We start from the raw sequence: 16,288 nt of genomic DNA on the forward strand, positions 1-16,288 counted from the left end.
GGCGACGAGTAGAGGATGGAGCCGGAAAGCCATGTCTGAAATGCAGGATAACGTGGTGCCGCACACGCGGGTCAGGTCTTTGCGCGATGCCATCCGCAAGGTTCAGCTTGGGGAAGTCGAGCGCTCTGACGTGGTCGTCGAGCTGCAGGATAGCGAACGGGCCCGGCTGGAAATGCTGGCCGACGAAATGAAGGACGTCTTCAAGGAAATCCCTGAAGACGACGATCAGTTTACATTGCAGATTGTCGCCGGCTCCACGCCGCGGTTCTGGATCGACGTCACCGGTCATGTGGTGATGGCGGGCGATCGGCGAACTTACCGGTTCGTGAAGGATACGCGGCTCGGCCGGGTCGTCATTCTGGAAACGGCCGAAATAGACGATATGGCCGACTGCCTGACGGAGTATATCGCGGAGCGCATCCTGGAACGGGAAAAGGCGCTGGAAGGCGATTGGCTGAACAACCGCCTTCGCCAGGTTGCCGTCGGGGTGGCGGAATCGGAACGGTCGAAGTCCCGGGTTTCCTGGGGCGCGGCATTCGGGGCATTCATCGTCGGGCTTGCTGCCGGTGCCGCCGGTCTGGTCACCTACGCCTGGTTTGCCAATCCGCTTTGATGGGGCCTGCCCTTAAGGGACCTTCAGGTCGGTTCTGAACAATTCTGCTATTGGTTCGCCGGGGGTGCTGAACCCGCGTTCGGTGAAGGCACAGGACCAGCCGTTTTCGTTTCGGGAAATTGCAAACAGGTTGTAGCGTGCGGCCGGTTTCTTTCCGCCCGGCGCATTCGTTGCCGAAGGCACTCCGATCACAGGAATCGGCCCGGCCGGTCCTTCGATTTCCGCTCGGCTGTCGACATGGGTATGGCCGTGCAGGACGAGTTCGGCGCCGGCACGCTTCAACACCGCCCGGACCCGGGAGGCATCGGACAGACGCTTGTGCCAGTGGGTGGCTTTGCGGAACGGCGGGTGATGAATGAGGACGACCCGGAACAGGCCTTCCTGACCGAGTTCGGTCAGGATCCGGCGTAGTGCCAGAGCCTGGCGGCTGCCGACCCTGCCGGTGGCGAACCAGGGGCCGGTCGCGCGGGCGGTCGAAACGCCGATGATCGCGACATCTCCACGCCGGCGCACATACGGAAAGCCGCCTTCTTTCGGATCCTGGGAACCGGTATCCGCCGACATATAGGGCTTCCAGGCTTCCGCGGCCTTCTTCAGGGCACCGGGGACATAGGCGTCATGATTCCCCGGAACCAGGGAAACCCGGTCCGGAGGGCCGACTTCCTCCAGCCAGTGCCGCGCACCGATGATTTCAAGCGGCAAGGCGATGTTGACCAGATCGCCCGTGATCGCGATGTGATCGGGCTGCTGGGCCTGCATGTCGGCAACGAGCTGGTCGAGAGCGTTCCCACCCATCACCCTGGAGCGGTGCGTGCGCCAGTTCAGGTAGCCGAGAATCCGTTTCGAGAAGAGCTGGAGCAGCTTTGGATCGGGAAGAGGACCCAGATGGGGGTCGGAAAGGTGAGCAAGTTTCAGCATCGTGCGCGCATCATCAAAGCAAACGGCGCTGCGTCAAGGAAAAACGCGGCGCCGTATTAAAGACAATGCATTTTCAGAAACCGGTGCTCCATTTGCCAGAGACCGGTGTTCCGAGCGTCAGTTGCTCGGGAACGTCATCAGGATCGCTGCAATCCGGGGATTTGTCAGATCGACGGACGGCTTCCAATGGAAGGACCGCGGGCGGCGGCGACGGGTAAAGAATGTGCTCAGCATGATCTGTTCTCTTGTTTTGGTTCGGCTGTTTTGTCGATGGGGACGCGCCGTATTTATCCTGCAGTTGCCTGCTTCGTAATCAATCTGCTGCTCAAATAGTCATCTTCATGCTGATTGTGTAGTCTATTTAATAGCGCGGCTGCCCTGCGTTGGTTGCATAGGTTAAACGACCGTATACTTTGAGAAGATCGTTTCTTTTTTGAGTTTCTGTCCATGCTGAAATTTTTTGCCCTATTGCCGCCCCGCCTGACCAAACGGCTGATTTACGGTCAGTCGCTGCTGCGGAATCCGTTTTCCCTGGGCGTCCGGATCCTCGTGCGAAATGGGGACGATCACGTGCTTCTCGTCCGCCACAGCTACATGCGCGGCTGGTATCTTCCAGGCGGAGGCGTGGACGGCGGCGAGGTCATGGCCGAAGCGGCCGTGCGCGAGCTACAGGAAGAGGCCGGTATTTCGGCGACGGAGGATCCGCGCCTGCTTGGTGTCTATCTCAACCGGGAAAGCTTCGGCCGCGATCACATCGCACTTTTCGAGGCGGTTGCCTGGGAGGCCCTGGACAGTTTTCTCCAGCCGAACGGGGAAATCCTGGAAGCGCGTTTCTTCCGCCCGGACGATCTGCCTGCAGATACGACACGGGCGACTGCGGAGCGCATTGCCGAGTTCTGTCTCGGCACCCGTGTGCAGGAACCGGGCGCCGGCGGATACTGGTGAGGGAGATCATCAGGGGCAAGTGGAATAGCCATCCAACGGCGGCCCTGAGCTCGTAATGCCGATCAGCCGAGATGCTGTAAACGGCTATTTCAGCCCTTTAACCGGTACTATCCTTCTCGTCCCGGTTCGTTCGGATTGCTGGAGAAAAGTGCAATCTTGTTGCCTTGAGGATCGCGCAGGTAGCCAACATAGAACCGGGGTCCGTAAGACGCACGAAAGCCCGGCTGGCCCTCGTCGGAACCGCCTGCGAGAAGCGCGGCGGCATGAAGCTCGCGAACCTCCTTTTGAGTGCGTGCCTCAAATGCAACCATGGAGCCGTTACCAGCCGAGGCCGGTCGCCCATCGTAGGGTGGCTTGACGTAGAAGTCAGGCAAAACGGCAGACTGACCGGGGTGTACGGGCAGCACGTAACTCAGTCCCTCAGGTCCCTCCTCAAGTTCGTAGCCAAGGGCTGGCAGGAACGCGGAATAGAACCTTCTTGCGCGTGCGATGTCATCCGCACCGACTGTCACGTAGGCAATCATGCTTCGTGCTTCCGTCCTGAAGTTTGGTCATTCAAACGCGTTTACAGCACTGTTGTAATGCCACCATTCAAATCGGCCAACAATGCGATCTCTTATGAACCTCTAAAGTCGACATTGGCGTAATTGCGGCGAAAGCCTTTTTCCCGCAACACTGCCGCTACATCCGTTCAGTCAAGCGTCCGTATTCTGTTGAGGTTGCCGCCGAGCGCGGGCCGAGTTGATAGGTCCTGCTCCCGAGCCGTCCGCCGGGAGTTCATGCGGCCCTGAGCCGTTCCCGATTGTGGGGCGCATCGAAATCCAGTACCGGTCCGGCCGGTACGATCCCGTTTGGATTGATGGAGCCGTGCGAGCCGTAATAGTGCTGCTTGATGGTCGCCAGATCGACCGTCTCGGCAACACCCGGCGTCTGGTAGAGGTCGCGGAGATAATTCGACAGGTTCGGGTAGTCGGCGATGCGGCGGAGATTGCACTTGAAGTGCCCGACATAGACGGCGTCGAACCGGATGAGGGTCGTGAACAGGCGCCAGTCGGCCTCCGTCAGCCGGTCTCCGGCAAGGTAGCGCCGGCTCTCCAGAAGGTCGTCCAGCCAGTCCAGCGTGTCGAAAACCTCTGTGACCGCTTCTTCATAGGCGGGCTGCGTGGTGGCGAAACCGGCCCTGTAGACGCCGTTGTTGACGCCGTCATAGACACGCTCGTTGATCCGGTCGATTTCCCCGCGAAGATCGGCCGGGTAATAGTCGGAGCGCGACCCGGTCAGATCGTTGAAGGCGCTGTTGAACATGCGGATGATTTCGGCGGATTCGTTGTTGACGATGGTGCCGGTTTTCTTGTCCCACAGGATCGGCACCGTCGCCCGGCCGTTATAGTGCGGGTCGGCCTTCACATAGATCTGCCAGGCATAGTCGGAACCGGTGACCGGATCCGGTGTCTTGAAGGTCCAGCCGTTTTCCAGCATCAGGGGTTCGACGGCCGTGACCGGTATCAGATCCTCCAGGCCTTTCAGCTTGCGGAAGATCAGGGTGCGGTGGGCCCAGGGGCAGGCCAGCGATACGAACAGGTGATAGCGGCCGGCTTCCGCCTTGAACCCTCCGGTCCCGCTCGGGCCTGCGCTGCCGTCCGTTGTGATCCAGTTCCGGAAAGCGGAGTCCTTGCGTACGAATCGTCCGCCGCTGGACTTCGTATCGTACCATTGATCTTTCCAGACGCCGTCGACCAACAAACCCATGATAAACCTCAATTCTCTTGCGTTTCCTGAAGAATGTGGCCCGAATCCAGGGAAATGCAACGGTTTGAATGGTGTGTTTCCCCCAGGTGGACAGTCGGTAGCGAAGGGGCGGGAACCCCGGATTTTCGGTTGCCTGCGAAAAAATACGCTGGACCGGCTGCCATCTTACGTGCTATCGGCGATCCACTTTTGGCAAAGCCCGCCGACAGAAAGTGACTTATCGCCGATGATGACCGGTTCCACATTGCGACGACGAAGCAGCCGACGAGACATTTCTCGTCTGTTCCGTCGCGGCTGACCGGTTCCCCCTTCCGTCGATATCAAGGCAGGGCATGAAGGCAGGCGCGAATTCCAGTTTGCTTGCCAGGAAATGCCACATGAAATCCGAAAATTGGTTCATTCGTCTCGAGGATGCCGCAGACACGGCAGAGATTGACGCCCTTCAGGCCGCAGCATTCGGTCCGGGACGGTTTGCGCGGACAGCCTTCCGGATCCGCGAAGGCGTTCCGCATCTGCCTTCCCTGAGCTTCGTCGGTTTGTCCGGTCCAACCCTGGCCGGATCCGTACGTCTCACGCCGATTACCATCGGCTCGACGCCGGCCCTGCTGCTCGGTCCCCTGACCGTGGCACCTGAATTCAAGAATCGGGGGCTTGGAAAGCTGCTGCTGCGGACCGCCATCGATGCATCGGCCGCGGCAGGCGAAACGGCCATCCTGCTGGTTGGAGATGCGCCTTACTACGGTCCCATGGGGTTCCGGCAGGTTGCGTTCGGCTCCATCCAGCTGCCCGGTCCGGTCGACCCGGCGCGGGTTCTGATTGTGCCGCTCAACGGCAGTGAGCCGCCGAGCGGGCAGGTGCGCGGCGGGCGGAACTGATCCCGCCGCCTTCGGTCAGCGACCTTCCCGATACCAGGTCAGCGACAGGGCGCCGAGCAGGACTGCCAGCCCGATCAGGCCGAGGAACAGCGGGTAGCGGTCGATCCCGTTCAGTACGCTGGCGTTCGTCGTCTTAAGGCCGATCCAGCCGGTTCCCGCGTAAGACGCCGCCTGACGAAGCGGCACGATACGCGGAACGTCCACTCCGCCGCCAAGATCGGCCAGGCGCCGGGTAACGCCGCCCGTCACCAGGCTGGTGGACTCGAGTACGGATGTGGTCGACAGGACGTCGGTATATTCCTTCGGATTTTGCGGTCCGGCGTGAACCAGAGCCGTCTTGTCGCCCTCGGTGACCGTGAACAGGCCGGTTTCCGAAGTCGTCACGGAGCCGCGCCACAGACCGGGATCGCCTTCCGTCATGGTGACCGGCGTCTCCTTGCCCGACGGTGATTTGACGGTGACCTCATCGATGGTTTCCCCGAGAGACTGGCGTTCGACGATCAGTTCCGGACCGCGCATGGAAACCCGCAGGGCCTCTTCCTCCAGGTCCGGTTCCTTCATCAGCCAGTGGGCGAGACGGCGCAGCAGCGGCACATGAGGGCCGCCGCCTTCATAGCCGCGGGCCCAGAGCCAGACATGATCGGACATGAGCATGGCGACGCGGCCCTCGCCCTCGCGATTGAGCACCAGAAGCGGCTGTTCGCCGGGGCCGGTCATGAGCGTCTGGCCCGTATCGACCTCCGTATCGACCAGACGGAACCAACGGCTCCAGTTGGGCGGGTTGGCGGTTGCGCCCGGAAGCCCACGGGTTACCGGGTGCCGGGACCCGAGATCCGCGACGGCGGCATGATAGGGCTCTTCCAGGATTTCGCCTGTGGGCCGGGCCGGAAGGATCGGGGCCAGCGGTGTGCGATACAGGCTGCCGGCCTCCGCATAGTCGGGTCCGCCGGCCAGAAGCACGGCGCCGCCGTCGCGCACGAAGCGGGCGATATTGTCGAAATAGAGCATCGGCAGTACGCCACGACGCACATAGCGGTCAAAGATGATCAGGTCGAATTCGTCGATCTTGACCGAGAACAGCTCGCGGGTCGGAAAGGCGATCAGGGACAGCTGGTTGATCGGCGTTCCGTCCTGCTTTTCCGGCGGACGCAGGATGGTGAAATGCACGAGATCGACCGAGGCGTCCGATTTCAGAAGATTGCGCCAGGTGCGCTCGCCTGCATGGGGCGAGCCGGACACCAGGAGCACGCGCAGGTTTTCCCGGATGCCGTCGACGGTGACGACCGCCTTGTTGTTGAGCGTCGTGAGTTCGCCGTCCAGCGCTTCCGCTTCGAATTCGAAGATATTGTCGCCGCCATGGGCGATCTCGACCGGAATGTCGATGGTTTCGCCAAGCGATGCGTTGCGCTCGCTGACCACAGCGCCATCCCTGCGGACGATCAGGCGCACGCGCCCCGTCGGCCGGGTGTCGCGCCCATGGTCGACGACGCGGACCGAGATGATCTGTTCCGAGCCGACCAGTCCGAACCTCGGTGCCTTGTGCAGGATCAGGCGCCGGTCCCGTTCATCCGCCGTTCCGGTTATCAGCCCATGAATGGGGGCATTGAAACCCAGGCTTCCGGGATTGGCCGGCACGTCGTGCACCTGACCGTCCGTGATGAGGATGGCGCCGCCGACCCGGTCGGGCGGAACATCGGACAGACCGTCGGCGAGCGACTGGAACAGAGTGGTTCCGTCGCCGTTACCGGCGTTCTTCGCCTCGATGCGCCGGACCTCGAAGCCGGGCAGGGCCTCCAGGCGTTTCTGCAGTTCGTCAACGGCCGTTTCCGTTTCCTCTGGCCGGTCGGCGAGCAACTGGCTCTGGCTCTTGTCGACGACCAGTGCGACCACGCTGGACAGCGGTTGGCGGTTTTCGCGTTCGACGGCCGGGTTGGCGAGTGCAAGAGCCACCAGCGCCATGGTGGCGACGCGCAGGAACCAGCCTCTGAGGCGCATCAGGGCGGTAATCGTCGCCAGAGCCGCGACCAGCAGGACCGCGGCGGCGAGCGCCCACACCGGAATGAGCGGATCGAAGGAGAGGGACCAGATCATGAATGGTGTCTCCTCATTGTCCGAGCCGTTCCAGAAGGGCCGGAATATGAACCTGATCGGCCTTGTAGTTGCCGGTAAGGCCGTACATGACGATGTTCACGCCGGACCGGAAAGCATAGTCGCGCTGCACCGCATCGTCCGGGACCGTGGGAAACAGGAAACTGCCCGTATCGTCGATTGCCCAGGCGCCGGCGAAGTCGTTGCCGGTGATCAGGATGGGCGATACGCCGTCGCCGGCCCGAACCGGGCGTTCGCCGCTGGCCGTCGGCGCTTCGTCCAGGCTTTCGACCCACAACTGGCCTGTGGCGTAGCGTCCGGGAAAGGTTTCCAGAAGGTAGAAAGCCTTTGTCAGGACGTGGTCGGGCGGCACCGGCTCCAGCGGCGGGATGTCGAGGCCGCTGAGGATTTCCCGCAGCTTCGCGGTTTCCGGCGTGTTGGCGAAACTGTTCGCCGATGCGGTGAGCTGATCTCTTGTGTCGAACAGGATCGTTCCGCCGTTGCGCATGAAGGTATCGATGCGCGCCATGGTCCGGTCGGTCGGCTTTTCTGCCGCCGGATCGATCGGCCAGTAGAGCAGGGAATAAAACGACAGTTCGTCGCGGGCGATGTCGACGCCGACCGGCTCCCCGGGTTCAAGGGCCGTCCGTTCGGTCAGGAACTGGGTCAGGCCGAAAAGCCCGGCATAGCTCGTGTTGTCGATCTGGGAGTTGCCCGTGATGACATAGGCAAGCCGCGTCTTGAGGGTGGATTCCAGGGCGCGGACGTCGTCGGAGTTCGACTGTGCATGTGCCCTCGGAACGGCTGCCCCAAGCAGGCCGAAAGCCAGGACGACCGCCGCAACCGAGGCCACGGATCGGCGCAGGTGCAATCGGCTCAGGCCGCCGGCCAGCAGGATGACGATCAGCGCATCCGCCAGCAAAAGCAGGAAGGTCAGGCTGAAGAACGTGGCGCGCAGATCAACCGGATCGGATGAGGGGTAGCCCATGACCGTAGCGTTTTCGCCGAGCTGATCCGTATCCAGAGGAGACAGGACGTCCTCTTCCCCGAGCAGATTCAGGGCCCTGAAGCCGTCTTCGCTGCCATAAAGGCCGGGCGGGATCTTGCGGCTGGCATGGGCGTCGCGGAAGTCGGACATGGTGACCGGGGTCACTTCCGGCGGCGGGGCGGAAAACCGCCCGAAGCCGTCGAGCAGGCGCAACGGCGGCAGGACGTTTTGTACGGCAGCACCTGCATCTCCCGTCGGCGAGCCCTGGGGGGCAACGTTCGAGACCGCCAGGATCCGGCGCAGCATGTCAACAAACACGCCGGACAGCGGCAGGTTGGACCAGGAGGATTCTCCGGTGACATGAAACAGGACGATCGTGCCGCGTCCTTTCGGAGCGGCGGTGACCAGAGGTGTCCCGTCCTCCAGTGTCGCCCATGTGCGGTCGGGCAGGTCGGATGTGGGCTCGGCCAGCACCTGACGGCTCACGGTAACCTCGGCGGGAACCTTCAGGCCGGCGAAGGGCGAATCCGCGGTGAAGTCCGCCAGCCGTTGCGGCTGTTTCCACGACAGGCTTCCCCCGAGAGACCGGTCGCCCTTGCGCAAGGGGACCGGGATCAGATCGTCGGTCCCGCCTGCCGTGCGCGGACCCGCAAAGCGGACCAGAATGCCGCCGCCGGAAATCCAATCGCCCAGTTCCCTGACGATATTGTCCGGCAGGCGGCCGACGTCGGCCAGGATGAGCACGGAAACGCCCTGGTCCAACAGGGTCGGTATGGAGACCGCAAGATCGGCCTGGCGCGGGACACGGATATCGGAAAAGGGGCTCAGGGCCCGCTGCAGATAATAGAGCGGCGACAGAAGCGGCTGGGCGAGATCGGCGGATTGCCCGGAAACCAGACCGACTGTCCTGCGGCGCCAGCTGTCGTCGATCAACTGAACGGCGCCGGCGGCGTTCTCGCCGACGATTTCCACCCGTGCAATGTCATTGCGCAGTTCGCTCGGCAGTTCGAAGCGGGCCTCGGTTTCAGTGGCCGATCCTTCGAACACCGCTTGGGTCTGGCCCAGGGTCAGGCCTTTCAGGTCGAGCGCGCGCAAGGCAACCGTGGGCTCCGGGTCATCCGGGTGCCGGACGACGGTCATGGACAGGGCGTCGGTGTCATTGGACAGGGCCTTCAGTCCCTTCGGCGTGCGCAGGCCGTCAAGAACGGTGATCGGCGCGTCTCCGGCGATTGAGGCGAGATCTTCCTGGAACCGGGAGGCCGCGTTCTGTTGCGTACCGTCGCTCAGCCAGATCACGGCACCGGGAGGCGTGGCCTGGGCAGCCTTTCGCAGGCCGGCGATCAGTTCGCTTCTGTTGGGAGCCCAGGCGCGGGGCTGAAGGGCGCGCAATCGTTCAAGGGCTGTTGTCGCCGTCGCGGGAACAAGCGGTTGCGACGGGCCTTCCGCCGTTGCCGCGAACAGGACCGGCTGGCTCTTGTTTTCCAGACCGCTCAGCAGCTGTTCGGCGGCCGTGACCTGCTCGTCCCAACTCTTCGCGGAGGTCCAGCCGTTGTCGAGAAGGAGCCACAAGACGCCGTCACCGCTGTCGACCTCTTCCGCCGGGCGCCAGATCGGGCCTGCCAGGGCCAGGATCAGACAGGCGGCGAGCGTGAGCCGCAGCAGGGTCAGCCACCAGGGGCTGCGTTGCGGCGTTTCCTCGTGCTCATCGATATCGAGCAGCAGCCGGGTCGGCGGGAAGGAGACTTCCCGGGGCCGTGGTGGCATGAGGCGCAACAGCCACCAGATGACCGGCAGCAGGACCAGGGCCGCGAGGGCCCAGGGTGCCGCGAATGCAAGGGGAAGGCCGGCCATGCTAGTAGTTCCCCTGGCTCAGTGTTTCGCTACCGCCGGAGAGCGAGCTGTGCAGCACAAGAAGCGGTTCGGCCGGCGGCCGGTCCGTATGGTGCAGGACATAGGTCCAGCCTGCGCGTTTCGCCATGTCGCGGATTTCCGCCCGGTGGGCTTCCAGACGGTCGCGGTAGGCCTTGCGCCAGCTTTCCGCCCGGCCTGTCGTCAGCCAGATGCCTCGTTCCAGGTCGTGAAACTCGATCCGTCCCTCGAACGGAAATGTTTCCTCGATCGGGTCGAGCACCTGCACCAGATGGCCGCGCGCGCCGGTTCCGGCGACACGGGCGATCCATGCGGCAATCTCCTCGATCGGGTCGAGCATGTCTGCGATCAGGACCACATCGGAGAAGCGCTTGATCGGGGTTGCGTCCGGAAAGGCGGCCGGCTTGGCCAGATGGGTCAGGGCATCGGCGACCCGTTCGGCCGCCCTGCGGTCGGAAAAGGGCCGGGTAATCCCCGGCAGACCGACGCGTTCACCGGTCTCGGCAAGCATGTCGGCGAGCGCAAGCATGAGGACGATGGCCCGGTCGCGTTTGGAGACCTTCGCCAGTTTCGACTGAAACAGCATGGACGGCGACAGGTCGGCCCAGAGCCAGACGGTGTGCGCCGCTTCCCACTCGCGTTCGCGCACATAGAGATGATCGTCACGGGCCGACCGGCGCCAGTCGATCCGCTTTGCCGGCTCGCCCATATTGAACGGTCTGAACTGCCAGAAGCTTTCGCCGGGGCCGGAGCGCCGGCGGCCGTGCCAGCCGGCAATGACGGAGCTGGAGATGTGGCTGGCTTCCACCAGGAGATCGGGAAGGGCTTCCGCGACCGTGCGCGCTTCGCCGATAACGTTCGGCCATGTGGCCGGATCGATCCGGCTGTCGCTTTTCTGCAAGGCCATGATACCCCGCTCTCCCTGCCGTTAACCCACCCGCTCCTTCACCTGCGCAATGACACCACGAACCGTGTGGCCGTCCGCGCGCGCGGCGAAGGTGAGGGCCATGCGGTGTTGCAGGATCGGTTCGGCGAGGGCCAGGACATCGTCCACCGACGGTGCAAGGCGCCCTTCGACCAGCGCTCGGGCGCGGACGGTCAGCATCAGTGCCTGGCTGGCGCGCGGACCCGGACCCCAGGCGATCAGGTTGGTGATGTCATTGCCGGAGGTTTCGCCTTCCGGCGGGCGAGCCGCGCGGACGAGCTGAAGGATGGCGTTGACGACCGATTCACCGACCGGCATGCGACGGACGAGTTGCTGATATTCGGCCAGCTCCTCCGCACTCATGGCCGTCTGGGCGACGGCCTGGTCGGCGCCGGTGGTTTCCAGCAGGATCCGCCGCTCGGCCTCGAGATCGGGATAATGCACGTCGATCTGCATCAGGAAGCGGTCGAGCTGGGCTTCTGGCAGGGGATAGGTGCCCTCCTGCTCCAGCGGGTTCTGCGTGGCCAGCACGTGGAAGGGGCGCGGCAGGTTGTGCGGGTGGCCGGCGACGGTCACGTGATATTCCTGCATGGCCTGAAGGAGTGCCGACTGGGTTCTGGGGCTGGCGCGGTTGATTTCGTCGGCCATCAGCAACTGCGAGAAGACCGGGCCGGGAATGAACCGGAACGCGCGGCTGCCGTCGGCGGCCTGTTCCATGACTTCCGCGCCGAGGATATCGGAGGGCATCAGGTCGGGCGTGAACTGGATCCGGCGGGCGTTCAGGCCGAGGACCGTGCCGAGGGTTTCCACGAGCTTGGTCTTGGCGAGGCCGGGAACACCGACCAGAAGGCCGTGACCGCCGGCAAGGATCGTGACCAGGCTTTGCTCGACCACCTTGTCCTGACCGAAAATGACGCGGGAAATATCCGCCTTGGCTTCGGTGATGCGGGTAACGGCGCGCTCCGCGTTTTCGGCAATCGCCTCGAGATCGGCTTCGGACGTGCCGGATGGGGACGGGGTCATGACGCTCATAAATCACCTTTGCTGTTATTGGTGTTCAAAGCCAGGCGGCAGGCGCAGTGTCGCTTTCATTCCCTGTTGCTGATTTCCGCTTTTCTTGTCGCGACTCGATCAGTCTGACACCATATTAACCGTTAGATAAGTCGCAAATTCTAGCGAGACAGAGGCAAGGGGCGAGAAATTTCCGTACCGGCCGCCGTCGGACGATAAAAACGGCAGTCCGGCAGGCCCCGACGGGAAAAACTTGAACACATACGGGATTGAGACAATTGCCATTGTCGAATGACGACGTAAAAAAAATGCCGCCGGGCCTTGCCGCGCTGATGCGCCGGGCGGGGGATGCGGACAGGAAGCCGCCACCGGTAGAACGCTGGAATCCGCCGTTTTGCGGCGATCTGGACATAAGGATCGCGGCCGATGGCAGTTGGTCCTATATGGGCAGCGTCATTCAGCGGGAGGCTCTGGTTCGCCTGTTCGCTTCCGTTTTGCGCAAGGACGCAGACGGGCGCACCTATCTGGTCACGCCTGTGGAGAAGATCGGGATAACCGTCGATGATGCGCCATTCGTCGGCGCCGAACTTTATGTGGACGGGGATGGGGAAAAGCGGAAACTGACGCTGAGAACAAATGTCGGTGATGTCATCGACATCGACAGAGACCATCCCTTGAGGTTCGAAAAAGATCCGGCAAACGACGGGTTGAAGCCTTATGTTCTGGTGCGGGGGCGACTTGAAGCCCTCATGTCGCGTGCGTTGCTCTACGAGTTGGCGGAGCTCTTCGAGGAGAGGCAGTGCGACGGACAAACGGAACTCGGTGTCTGGAGCGGTGGGACATTTTTTGCCATTGAGCCGGAAATGAGCTCTGATCGGGCATGATTGGGAAGAGGCAAGTGATCCGCGCATGAATGACGTTCCATCCGCACTGGCAAAGCACGGCATCGACGTTCTCGGCGATATCCGCAGCATGCTTCGGCACAATACGGAAGCACCGGCCGTGCGCGATACCGGGGACCATATCCTCAACCCGGACCTTGGCCCCTATGCGCGCTGGGAGGGTCCGCCCCGCGACGCGGCGGTGCTCATCCCGATCATCGAACACGATCGCGAACCGATGGTGATCCTGACCGTTCGCACCGCGCATCTGTCGTCCCATGCCGGGCAGATCGCCTTTCCAGGCGGCAAGATCGACAAGGAGGACCGCGGGCCGGTTGCCGCCGCCCTTCGCGAGGCGGAAGAGGAGATCGGCCTGGAGCCGAAGGCCGTCCGGCTGATCGGCGAACTTTCTCCCTATCTGACCGGATCGGGGTACCGGGTTGTTCCGGTGGTGGCGGAAGTCGCTCCCGCTCAACGGCTGACGCCCAACCCGTATGAGGTCGACGATGTGTTCGAGGTTCCCCTGTCTTTCCTGATGGATCCGGCGAATCATCTAAGACAAAGCCGCAAGTGGGAAGGCCGCGACCGGTACTTTTATGCCATGCCGTTCGGAGAACGGTATATCTGGGGCGTGACCGCCGGAATCATCAGGTCATTGTACGAAACGGTTTATCGCTAATGCTGCGTCTTCTTCTGGCCAACATCATCCTGTTTCTCCTGCCGTTTCTGGCCTATGGCTTCTGGTTGTGGCTTAACAACAAGGCCCATGTCTCCGAACATTGGCGCAAAGGGCCGATGGCCTGGCTCGCTCTGATCGGCATCGCGCTGGTGGGCGTGAGCTTCATGATCATGGCTTCGATCAAGCAGGCGCCGGACGGGGCGGAATACCGGCCGGCCCACATGGAAAACGGGGTCTTCGTTCCGGGACGCTTCGAATAACCGATGACACAGTTGTCCAATGCGTCCTGGTTGCAGACGCCTGCCATTCAGCGGGTCTTCGACGCGGTCGAACAGGACGGCGACCGGGCCATGGTCGTGGGCGGCGCGATCCGCAACACCCTGCTTGGTCTTCCTGTCGCCGACGTCGATATCGCAACCACGGCGCTGCCGGATGAGGTGGCCGCCCGGGGTCGCGAAAGCGGCCTGAAAGTCGTGCCCACCGGCATCGATCACGGCACGGTTACACTGATCAGCAAGGGCATGGCCTATGAGGTGACGACGCTCCGCAAGGACGTGGAAACCTTCGGCAGGCAGGCGCGGGTGGTCTTCGGCAGCAGCTGGATCGACGACGCTCGCCGGCGGGACTTCACGCTCAATGCGATTTATGTCGACCGGCATGGCGAGATTTACGATCCGCTCGGCGGCGTCGAGGACTGCCTTGCCCGAAGGGTGCGTTTTATCGGCGACCCGGAGGAGCGAATCCGGGAGGATTATCTCCGCATCCTGCGCTTCTTCCGTATTCACGCAGCCTATGGGCTTGGGGCGCCCGACCGGGCGGGCCTGAGCGCCTGCATCCGGGAGCGGGACGGCCTGCGGCATCTGTCGGCGGAGCGGATCGGCGTGGAAATGAAAAAGCTGGTCGGTGCGCCGCTTGCGGCCGACTGTCTTGCGCTGATGGAAGACAGCGGACTTCTGGAAATCACCACCGGCGGAATTTCGCGGATCGCGGATTTCAAGGCTTTAAGGAGCCTCGACGATGTGGCGGAAGAGACCCGCCGCCCCGAGCTTGGTTTTGCGGTGCTGTCCGGCTTTGTCGACGAGGACCTGGACCGGATCGCCGACCGGTTCCGCCTGTCGAACGCCGAGCGGAAACGGATGCACGGGGCGTTGGCTGCGGCAACGGACATCAGCGCGGGCGGCGCCGATCCGGAAGTTTTCCGTTTGCTTTACCGCCATGGCCGGGAAAGCTTCATCGACGGCCTGCTGGCCGTCTGGGCGCAGGCGAAAGCGGGCGGGACGTCCGCTGATCGCGAGCCGGTGTTTTGCGATGCGTTGAAACAGGGGCGGAACCTTGAAATCCCCGCCTTCCCGCTAAAGGGGGCGGACCTGATGGCGGCGGGACTGCCGTCGGGACCCCGGATCGGCGAAACCTTGAAACGGCTTGAGGAGGAGTGGCTCGACAGCCGCTTTTCCCTGAGCCGGAAGGACTTGCTCGAACAAATATGAGCAATGCGAAACGTTCCGGAAATTAACGAAATGTTTCTGGTAATTCGTGCCGATCAATCAAATCATAGTCTTCTTTTAAACTTCTCTGTTATCCCTGCGGCATCTGAGCGCTTTTAATCTCCAGGTGGCAGCATGAATGTCGCAGTTGTATCCGATGGGATGTTGAAAGAGGGATCCAATGTCCGGAATATTCCCTTCTTTTACACGTCCAAGCTCTTTTCGATGGGCGAGGTTTCCTCTCGAAACCTTCAGGAGATGCACCTGCTCGTCATTGAACTGGAAGATGCCACCGGAGAGCACGTCGAGAGTTTGAAAACAGCGCTCGCGGGCGTGCCGGACCTGCCCAAACTCTGCATTGTCTCCAGGGCCAATCGACGGGAGGTCGTGCAGGCGGCAGCGTTTGGTAAAGTCGAGATCTTCGAGCGAGACCAGGATCTTACGGCGCTTGTCCGCAAGATGCGGGACATGTTGCAGCCGGATTTCGAGGCATTGTTTCCCGAAACAACACCGGAGACGACCCGACAAGCGTTTCTGCAGACTGTCGCCTGTCTTGACGAAATCGTACTCGCGGCGGCGTCTTCGCGGCCGATGCCTGTGAGAACGCTTGCCCGAACCCTGCATCACATCTATTCCGCCCTGACCCGGGACGGGATCACCGCATGGCTGAGTGCGGTCCGGATCCATCACAGCCACACCTATCGGCATTCCATGATAGTGGCCGGTCTGGCCGGAACCTTCGCACAGACGCTGGGCTGGTCGCACAAGGAGCAGGAACTGCTGACCCTCGGCGGATTGATGCACGACATCGGCAAGACCCGGATTCCGCTTTCGATCCTGGACAAGCCCGGAAAACTCACGCCTGACGAAACCGAACTTGTCCGCCAGCATACGCTTTTCGGCCGGGACATCCTGAAAAGCCGGCTGGAAATTCCCTTCGAAGTCAAGAAAATGGCCGTCCAGCATCATGAGCTTCTGGACGGCTCCGGCTATCCGCAAGGGCTCGCCGGCGATCAGATCGATACCATGGTCCGGGTGATCACGATCTGCGATGTTTTCACGGCCATGACCGAAACGCGCTCCTACAAGGATGCGATCCCGCCGCGCAATGCCTATGCGGATCTCTGCACCATGAAGACCCAGCTCGATCAGGATCTGGTGCGGGCCTTTCAGCCGGTGGTGCTCAGCGTCGATCTGGGGGCCCTCAACCGGACGGTCGAATCCCTGTTCGACAAGAAGCGGGCAACCGGGACGACGGGCTAG

General features: G+C 62.4%; 15 protein-coding genes. 8 read left to right on the top strand and 7 right to left on the bottom strand.

The annotated features are described in order from the left end of the window. The first annotated feature begins 31 nt into the window (after positions 1 to 31). On the top strand, positions 32 to 613 hold the full coding sequence (locus ACN0SO_RS08365; protein ID WP_417676496.1) for a hypothetical protein: 582 nt from the start codon (positions 32 to 34) through the stop codon (positions 611 to 613). A 12-nt stretch (positions 614 to 625) separates the two neighbouring features. On the opposite strand, the gene ACN0SO_RS08370 is transcribed toward ACN0SO_RS08365, so the two are convergent. Then, the gene (locus ACN0SO_RS08370) at positions 626 to 1,531 is read right to left on the bottom strand and encodes a metallophosphoesterase family protein (RefSeq protein WP_417676498.1); all 906 of its coding nucleotides are present in this window, start codon (positions 1,529 to 1,531) and stop codon (positions 626 to 628) included. Between the two features lie 447 nt (positions 1,532 to 1,978). Between ACN0SO_RS08370 and ACN0SO_RS08375 the strand changes: the two genes are divergently transcribed. Then, positions 1,979 to 2,476 (top strand): NUDIX domain-containing protein, encoded by a 498-nt coding sequence (locus tag ACN0SO_RS08375; protein ID WP_417676500.1) that lies wholly within the window; start codon positions 1,979 to 1,981, stop codon positions 2,474 to 2,476. Between the two features lie 107 nt (positions 2,477 to 2,583). On the opposite strand, the gene ACN0SO_RS08380 is transcribed toward ACN0SO_RS08375, so the two are convergent. Both ACN0SO_RS08380 and ACN0SO_RS08385 read right to left on the bottom strand, forming a co-directional pair. Then, entirely contained in the window at positions 2,584 to 3,000 is a 417-nt protein-coding gene (locus tag ACN0SO_RS08380; protein WP_417676502.1) for a VOC family protein, read from the bottom strand. A 253-nt stretch (positions 3,001 to 3,253) separates the two neighbouring features. Further along, positions 3,254 to 4,225 (bottom strand): glutathione S-transferase family protein, encoded by a 972-nt coding sequence (locus tag ACN0SO_RS08385; RefSeq protein WP_417676504.1) that lies wholly within the window; start codon positions 4,223 to 4,225, stop codon positions 3,254 to 3,256. A 377-nt stretch (positions 4,226 to 4,602) separates the two neighbouring features. On the opposite strand from ACN0SO_RS08385, the gene ACN0SO_RS08390 reads away from it, so the two are divergent. Next, positions 4,603 to 5,100, top strand: a complete 498-nt coding sequence (locus ACN0SO_RS08390) for a GNAT family N-acetyltransferase (RefSeq protein ID WP_417676506.1) — start codon at positions 4,603 to 4,605, stop codon at positions 5,098 to 5,100. A gap of 15 nt (positions 5,101 to 5,115) precedes the next feature. Here the strand turns inward: ACN0SO_RS08390 and ACN0SO_RS08395 are convergent, their stop codons facing one another. From ACN0SO_RS08395 to ACN0SO_RS08410, 4 genes are read right to left on the bottom strand one after another with little or no spacing between them, the layout of a single operon-like run. Next, complete coding sequence (locus ACN0SO_RS08395; RefSeq protein WP_417676508.1) at positions 5,116 to 7,191, bottom strand: hypothetical protein; 2,076 nt, start codon at positions 7,189 to 7,191, stop codon at positions 5,116 to 5,118. Positions 7,192 to 7,204: 13 nt separating this feature from the next. Then, a complete protein-coding gene (locus ACN0SO_RS08400) occupies positions 7,205 to 10,027 on the bottom strand; it encodes a DUF4159 domain-containing protein (protein ID WP_417676510.1) in 2,823 nt (940 codons plus the stop codon). A 1-nt stretch (position 10,028) separates the two neighbouring features. Beyond that, on the bottom strand, positions 10,029 to 10,952 hold the full coding sequence (locus ACN0SO_RS08405) for a DUF58 domain-containing protein (protein WP_417676512.1): 924 nt from the start codon (positions 10,950 to 10,952) through the stop codon (positions 10,029 to 10,031). A gap of 21 nt (positions 10,953 to 10,973) precedes the next feature. After that, positions 10,974 to 12,002, bottom strand: a complete 1,029-nt coding sequence (locus tag ACN0SO_RS08410) for an AAA family ATPase (protein ID WP_417676514.1) — start codon at positions 12,000 to 12,002, stop codon at positions 10,974 to 10,976. A gap of 287 nt (positions 12,003 to 12,289) precedes the next feature. Here ACN0SO_RS08410 and ACN0SO_RS08415 point away from each other — a divergent pair, with 287 nt between their 5' ends. From ACN0SO_RS08415 to ACN0SO_RS08435, 5 genes are all read left to right on the top strand, one after another. Beyond that, positions 12,290 to 12,865 (top strand): DUF1285 domain-containing protein, encoded by a 576-nt coding sequence (locus tag ACN0SO_RS08415; RefSeq protein WP_417676516.1) that lies wholly within the window; start codon positions 12,290 to 12,292, stop codon positions 12,863 to 12,865. 25 nt (positions 12,866 to 12,890) lie between these two features. Beyond that, a complete protein-coding gene (locus tag ACN0SO_RS08420) occupies positions 12,891 to 13,541 on the top strand; it encodes a CoA pyrophosphatase (protein WP_417676518.1) in 651 nt (216 codons plus the stop codon). After that, positions 13,541 to 13,801: a DUF6111 family protein gene (locus ACN0SO_RS08425; RefSeq protein WP_417676520.1), complete on the top strand. Its 261-nt coding sequence runs from the start codon at positions 13,541 to 13,543 to the stop codon at positions 13,799 to 13,801. The genes ACN0SO_RS08420 and ACN0SO_RS08425 overlap by 1 nt, the downstream gene beginning before the upstream one ends. 3 nt (positions 13,802 to 13,804) lie before the next feature. Continuing rightward, positions 13,805 to 15,028, top strand: coding sequence for a CCA tRNA nucleotidyltransferase (locus tag ACN0SO_RS08430; protein WP_417676522.1), 1,224 nt, complete (start codon positions 13,805 to 13,807; stop codon positions 15,026 to 15,028). Between the two features lie 132 nt (positions 15,029 to 15,160). Then, a complete protein-coding gene (locus tag ACN0SO_RS08435; protein WP_417676524.1) occupies positions 15,161 to 16,288 on the top strand; it encodes an HD-GYP domain-containing protein in 1,128 nt (375 codons plus the stop codon).

The sequence above is a fragment of the Roseibium sp. genome, from assembly GCF_048260565.1.
Taxonomy (GTDB): Bacteria; Pseudomonadota; Alphaproteobacteria; order Rhizobiales; family Stappiaceae; genus Roseibium.